We start from the raw sequence: 5870 nt of genomic DNA on the forward strand, positions 1-5870 counted from the left end.
AGGCTGCGGGGCCGCGGGCTGCGACTTGCCGACGTTCGGTGCCGGCGCCGCAGGTGCGACCACCGCGCGACGGCGGGTGCGCAGCGCAACTCCGGAAATGAAATCGACCAGCGCCAGCAGCGTCAGCAGGCAATACGTCGAGTTGCCGAATTTCGGCCAGAGCACGAATTCCGCGGCGGCCGCGCCGAACACGATCAGCGACAGCAGATGGTCGGTGAGATATTTCGCGCCGGGGCGCGCGCCCTTGATGACCTCGAGCAGCAACAGCAGCACGCCGGCGGCAAGCAGCATGTCACTGAGCGTGATCTGCCACTGCTCGCCCGACGGCAATGTCAGCCTGATCAGCGGGTCCGTAAAGGACACGCCGGGCATCAGGAAGGCGATGATGTTGTAGACCGCGAGCGGAACGAGCAGCAGCGGAAAACCGACCATCGGGGCTTGCGCCTTATTCAGGGAGAACCAGCAATGCGGCGATGCTCATTGGCTTCGCCGCGGACGCGCCCGTCTTGACCGCACTCGTTGGCCGAATTCGGGCGCAGCGCCGCTTTGGTGAGAGCATGAACCGATCGGAAAACCGCTACGCACTTTTCCGGGTCATGCTCGAGCCAGCGGCGCGGCAGCCGAAGTCCGATCAGGACTCTTTCTTGGCCTTCAGGACCTGGCGGCCCTTGTACATGCCGGTCTTCAGGTCGAGGTGGTGCGGACGGCGCAGCTCGCCGGAATCCTTGTCCTCGACATAGGTCGGGGTCTTGATCGCATCGGCCGAACGGCGCATGCCACGGCGCGACGGCGAGGTTTTTCTTCTGGGAACGGCCATGACGGTGTCCTCTAGGGTGTTGCGGAGGCATCGTCCGAAATGCGGACGGGCTCAGCGCTTCGAAGCGCAAGCTGCGATGCCGGTAAGGCCGCGCTTATAGAGGAAGGGCTCGCGTAAATCTAGGGTGGGATTCAGCAAAAAGCGCCCGAAATCGCGCTCAATCGCCGCGATTGTCGCGCCAGCAGCGCGTCACGGTATTGGCCCGGGCCATGTAGGTTCCGGACAGCCTGCGCACCCCCGGCCCCGGGTTCCGGGCGCTTCTTTTGACCGGATTCGGCAGAATCGCCGCCAGAAGCGCGGCTTCCCGGGGCGACAGCGCCGCGGCGGAGCGGCCGAAGGCGTACTGCGCGCCGGCTTCGGCGCCAAATTGCCCGGCTGGGCCCATTTCCGCGATGTTGAGGTAGATTTCCAGGATCCGCTGCTTCGGCAGCACGAAGTCGATCCAGAGCGCCAGCGGCAGTTCCAGCCCCTTGCGGATCACGCTGCGGCCGGACCACAGGAACAGGTTCTTGGCCACCTGCTGGGTGATGGTCGAGCCGCCGCGGGCCACCTCGCCGTCCTCGGCATCGTCGAGCGCCTCGCGCAGCGCGCCCCAATCGATGCCCCGATGCTTGCAGAAATGGGCGTCCTCCGACCCGACCACAGAGCGGGGCAGATAGGGCGATATCGCGCCGAAATCGACCCAATGCCGCGTGACCGGGGCCCCGCGCAGGCTCCGCCACGCCATCAGGGCCGAAACTGGCTGACCGGTGCGGTAGAACGGCGTCACCAGATAGGGCAGCAACAGCACGGCCAGCAAAAGCAGCAAAAAAATTCGGACAATGCGCAAAACGAGGGTTCCCGGGGAGGACCTCTTCAGCAAGGATTTGGCACCCGCCCGCCAGGACACGGCCGACGCCGTCAGATGTCTGTGGGATAATTCACGGTTTTTCCAGCACTTTTAAGGCGCGAATCCGCCGCAGGGTGGAATTGACGAAGCCGATCTCATCAACGATTGTCCGGCCGAAAATCGATCTGGAGCAATTCTTAATGACGACCGGTACTGCAGAATTTTCCAAGCGGCTGGACCAGACCGCGGAGGATACCGAAGCCCTGCTCGCAAAACTGCTGTCCGACGCGACCGAGAGCGACGAGATCGTGCGCCCGAAACGGCTGATCGAGGCAATGCGCTATTCGAGCCTCGGCGGCGGCAAGCGGCTGCGGCCGTTCCTGGTGGTCGAGAGCGCGGCGGTATTCGGCATCCCGCGCGAATCCGCGCTGCTGGTCGGTGCCGCGCTCGAATGCATCCACTGCTACTCGCTGATCCATGACGATCTGCCGGCGATGGACAATTCCGATCTGCGCCGCGGCCGCCCGACCCTGCACAAGGCCTATGACGACGCCACCGCGATCCTCGCCGGCGACGCGCTGCTGACGATCGCCTTCGACATCATCACCCGCGATGCGATCCACAGGGATGCCCAGGTCCGTCTGCTCCTGACCCGCGCGCTGGCGCGCGCCTCCGGCGTCGGCGGCATGGCCGGCGGCCAGATCCTCGACCTCGCCGGCGAAGGCCGCTTCGGCGACCGTGAGCCGGTCGACGTCGCCCGCCTGCAGCAGATGAAGACCGGCGCGCTGCTCCGCTTCGGCTGCATCGCCGGCGCGATCCTCGGCCAGGCCTCGCAGAAGGAATACCAGGCGCTCGACGATTACGGCAAAGCGCTCGGCGAGGCCTTCCAGATCGCCGACGATCTGCTCGACGTCGAGGGCGACGCCGCGGCACTCGGCAAGCCGGCCGGCGCCGACGCCGCGCTCGGCAAGACCACCTTCGTCACCCAGCTCGGCATCGACGGAGCCAAGCAGCGCGTGCGCGACCTGCTGGCGCGCGCCGACGCCGCACTGTCGGTGTTCGGCGACAGGGGCAACGTGCTGCGCGCAGCCGCCCGCTTCGTCGCCGATCGCAAGAACTAGCGGAAGGCAAAGAGCGAAATGAACAAGGAGTTCGACGACCGCCTTGTTCGTTTCCGCAAGCTGCCGATGCCGGTCCGCGTGGTGGTGGGCCGGCCGCGCACCTTCGCTTCGGTCGTGGTCGGCATCATGGTTGCCCTGCTGGTGCCGGGCTCGATGCGCCTCGTCACGCGCCTGCTCGCCGGCTGGGACGCCTTCGCCGCGCTCTATCTCGTGCTCGCCTATGTGATGATGCTGCGCTGTGGCGTCGCCCACATCAAGCGCAGCGCCATTTTGCAGGATGACGGCCGTTTCCTGATCCTGCTGCTGACCGCGTTCGGCGCGCTGGCGAGCCTCTTGGCCATCGTGTTCGAACTCGGCGCTTCCAAGGGCAGCCCGGCCGGACTGGCGGTGGCGATCATCACCATCACACTGTCATGGACGATGGTCCACACCGCATTCGCGCTGCACTACGCCCATGAGTTCTATCGCGGCAAGACACCCGGCGGCTTGCAGTTCCCAAGCGGCGACGAGCATATCGACGCCGACTACTGGGAGTTCGTCTATTTCTCGTTCGTGATCGGCATGACCGCGCAGGTCTCCGATGTCGGCATCACCGACAAGATCATCCGCCGCACCGCGACCGTGCACGGCATCATCTCGTTCGTGTTCAACACCGCGCTGCTGGCCCTGATGGTGAACATCGCGGCGAGCCTGATTTAGATCAGCGGCAAACTCGCTGGACCACTTCGCTTGCGCGGGAAGGCGCACGCCTCCTTCGCGGCGAGAGCGTGCTCCACCCGATGACTATTGATACTGCCGCCACAGCAAGCGGCGGCAGCCCGTGCCCGTATTCGTCGTGGAGGGTGACGGTCGCGAGCGCCGCCAACATCACGGCGCAGCCGAGCGCCGCGCCCCACAGCCGAGTCCGTGCCTTCGCCAGCAAAACGGCGGCCGTGAGTTCCAGCGATCCGGTCACGAAATGGAACCAGTGCGGGTATCCCCACCGCAGATATTCCTCGTAGATGGACCCAGGGGCGAAGATGTTGCTAAGCGATCCCACGACGAAGAAAGCTGCAAGTGCCAGAGCCGAAACTTGGCGCCACGAGATCTTTGACATTTGTCCAACCGTTTCTGATAGGCCTCCGCGGAGGACCTGTGTGGTCGCGCCCGAGAGACGGCCAGCCGCGACGCATTCATTCCGAAGGGATGCGGATTTCCGGAGCAGATCCGAAAGCCGCATCTCCTTCGCTAATCTAAGAACCTACGCCGTGGCGGCCCTCTGGACCGCCGCGAAGACATCGCGCGGAAGCGTCGTGCCGGCGACGTGCTCCGTGCCAGCGACGCCGAGGTCCATCCAGCCCGCGTTGATGGCCTCGAACATCGCTTCAGCCGGTCCGGTTTGGCCCTTCGGGATGCCGAACTGCTCGAACGCTGCCGGCCACTCGGCCCGCGGGACAGCGAAGGCTTTGACTTCGCGCTGCATAACATCGCCGAGTTGCGCTGCGACTTCATCCGCACTGACCATCGAACCAAGTTCGATGACGCGTTGCCCCGACCACGCCGGCCCGGTCAGCAGCCTCGCCACCTCGGCACCAATGTCGTTCGTTGCGACCATCGTCGATTTCCGGCTGGTCGGATTGTAGTAAACCGGGAGTGTGCCGCCCTGCGCGACGTGCAGGCCGTAAAGGAAGTTCTCGAAGAACCCGCCGGCGCGAACGACCGCGACCGGCGATGCCAAGTCGCGGAAGCCTTGCTCCAGTAGCGACAGGGCGGTGATCATTCCCAGCCCGCTCGTCCGGTTCGCGCCCATCGACGAGAGCGCGACCACACGCGGCGGCGCGGCCTTGGTCAGAGCCTGGACATAGTTCGAGATGACGCCCTTGGCTTCCTTGAAATCCGGCGAAGGGGCCCACACTGACGGCAGCATGACGAAAGCGCCATCGACGCCGTCGAGCGCCCGATCGATCGCTGCCGTATCGTTCCAGTCGCCGTCCACCAGTTCCACGCCCTGCTCCATCCATTCCGCCGCCTTCTCGCGACTGCGGACCAGCGCGCGCACCTTCTTACCGTGGGCCAACAGATGCCTTGCCGTCGCGCCGCCAACTTTTCCTGTAATTCCGGTCACCAAAAACATGCGTTCTCTCCTGGCCCTGCATGGTTTATGTTTGAGGGCAGGTCTCACATAGAGACCTGCGACCTGCACCGTAAGGAGGCAGTTTTTTGTAACCAGGAGAGAAAAAGGGGCCCGCATGAGCGCCGCATTGAGCGCGATCGAGCGATTCAGCCGATATCAATCGGACGACGCGCAGTCAGTAAAACCCGTACATTGCCCGGTGCGCGACGTGCTCGACCGCATCGGGGACAAATGGAGCATACTCCTGCTCATGACCCTCGCGATGCGCCCGCAGCGCTTTAGCGAGCTTCACCGGGCCGTCCGTGACATCTCCAAGCGCATGCTCACTCAGACGCTGCGCGATTTGGAACGCGACGGACTGATCACCCGCCATGTCTTTCCGACCAAGCCGCCGAGCGTGGAATATTGCCTTTCGCCGCTAGGCCAATCCCTGCTGGAGCCGATGGCGAGCCTCATCGATTGGGCCGACCGTCGCTATTCCGATATCCATGCAGCGCGCGTCCGCTTTGACGGAGCACCCTCTGACGTCCAGCGCTCTTGATCCGAGACAGAAGTTCGTATCGTCGCATGCGTGAGGTCAGGCGGCGCGCTTCAATGGAGATACCAGCGGACACGGGATGAACTTGCCCACGAACTCCGATCTATGATTCGAGGCGCTAAGGCGGGATGAGTTTGGGTTGAATCGGCTTGGTGCGGTCTTGGTTCACCTCTCCCCGTCGGGGAGAGGTGAAGTTTCGACGCCGTTCCAGCTCAACCTAATCTCATCAGACTCTAGTTGCAGACCTCGACATTGCCGACGTTGCCGCCGGGGCCGCCGCCGCCGCGGTACTCGAGATGGCAGCCGCGCCTGACCGGGCGGCACAGATAGGCATCGCACATGATCTGACCGCTGCCGCCGCCTTCCGCCCTGGCACGGCCCTGCGGGCGCGGAATGTCCGCGGACGGGACCTGCGGCTCGCGCTGCGGATGGAGGGCACGTTCGCGCTCGCG

Annotated in this window: 8 protein-coding genes and 1 pseudogene; 3 read left to right on the top strand and 6 right to left on the bottom strand. The window is 64.6% G+C overall.

The genetic code is table 11. The features are described 5' to 3' along the window. The 3 genes from AC628_RS23010 to mtgA form a co-directional block, all read right to left on the bottom strand. Positions 1-432 (bottom strand): hypothetical protein (locus AC628_RS23010; protein ID WP_074129011.1); only part of this gene is annotated, 432 nt, incomplete at its 3' end. 199 nt (positions 433-631) lie between these two features. Then, positions 632-817: a 50S ribosomal protein L32 gene (gene rpmF / locus AC628_RS23015; RefSeq protein ID WP_021077536.1), complete on the bottom strand. Its 186-nt coding sequence runs from the start codon at positions 815-817 to the stop codon at positions 632-634. Positions 818-974: 157 nt separating this feature from the next. Next, a complete protein-coding gene (gene mtgA, locus AC628_RS23020; RefSeq protein WP_074129006.1) occupies positions 975-1646 on the bottom strand; it encodes a monofunctional biosynthetic peptidoglycan transglycosylase in 672 nt (223 codons plus the stop codon). Between the two features lie 200 nt (positions 1647-1846). Between mtgA and AC628_RS23025 the strand changes: the two genes are divergently transcribed. Together AC628_RS23025 and AC628_RS23030 are read left to right on the top strand one after the other, a co-directional pair. Further along, positions 1847-2767, top strand: coding sequence for a polyprenyl synthetase family protein (locus AC628_RS23025; RefSeq protein ID WP_074129012.1), 921 nt, complete (start codon positions 1847-1849; stop codon positions 2765-2767). Positions 2768-2785: 18 nt separating this feature from the next. Beyond that, on the top strand, positions 2786-3466 hold the full coding sequence (locus AC628_RS23030) for a DUF1345 domain-containing protein (protein ID WP_074129007.1): 681 nt from the start codon (positions 2786-2788) through the stop codon (positions 3464-3466). A gap of 1 nt (position 3467) precedes the next feature. On the opposite strand, the gene AC628_RS23035 is transcribed toward AC628_RS23030, so the two are convergent. Continuing rightward, on the bottom strand, positions 3468-3863 hold the full coding sequence (locus AC628_RS23035) for a DoxX family protein (RefSeq protein WP_074129008.1): 396 nt from the start codon (positions 3861-3863) through the stop codon (positions 3468-3470). Between the two features lie 144 nt (positions 3864-4007). Beyond that, positions 4008-4880, bottom strand: coding sequence for an NmrA family NAD(P)-binding protein (locus tag AC628_RS23040; protein ID WP_074129009.1), 873 nt, complete (start codon positions 4878-4880; stop codon positions 4008-4010). 115 nt (positions 4881-4995) lie between these two features. Here AC628_RS23040 and AC628_RS23045 point away from each other — a divergent pair, with 115 nt between their 5' ends. Then, positions 4996-5421: a winged helix-turn-helix transcriptional regulator gene (locus AC628_RS23045; RefSeq protein ID WP_074129010.1), complete on the top strand. Its 426-nt coding sequence runs from the start codon at positions 4996-4998 to the stop codon at positions 5419-5421. Positions 5422-5651: 230 nt separating this feature from the next. Here AC628_RS23045 and AC628_RS23050 read toward each other — a convergent pair. Then, positions 5652-5870, bottom strand: a pseudogene (locus AC628_RS23050) (caspase family protein); the annotation flags it as partial.

Source organism: Bradyrhizobium sp. NAS96.2 (assembly GCF_001908235.1).
Taxonomy (GTDB): domain Bacteria; phylum Pseudomonadota; class Alphaproteobacteria; order Rhizobiales; family Xanthobacteraceae; genus Bradyrhizobium.

Excerpts from the sequence above, each read along its gene's own strand:
- rpmF (WP_021077536.1), bottom strand. The coding sequence starts at position 817 with ATGGCCGTTCCCAGAAGAAAAACCTCGCCGTCGCGCCGTGGCATGCGC.
- AC628_RS23035 (WP_074129008.1), bottom strand. The coding sequence starts at position 3,863 with ATGTCAAAGATCTCGTGGCGCCAAGTTTCGGCTCTGGCACTTGCAGCT.
- AC628_RS23045 (WP_074129010.1), top strand. The coding sequence starts at position 4,996 with ATGAGCGCCGCATTGAGCGCGATCGAGCGATTCAGCCGATATCAATCG.
- AC628_RS23025 (WP_074129012.1), top strand. The coding sequence starts at position 1,847 with ATGACGACCGGTACTGCAGAATTTTCCAAGCGGCTGGACCAGACCGCG.
- AC628_RS23030 (WP_074129007.1), top strand. The coding sequence starts at position 2,786 with ATGAACAAGGAGTTCGACGACCGCCTTGTTCGTTTCCGCAAGCTGCCG.
- AC628_RS23040 (WP_074129009.1), bottom strand. The coding sequence starts at position 4,880 with ATGTTTTTGGTGACCGGAATTACAGGAAAAGTTGGCGGCGCGACGGCA.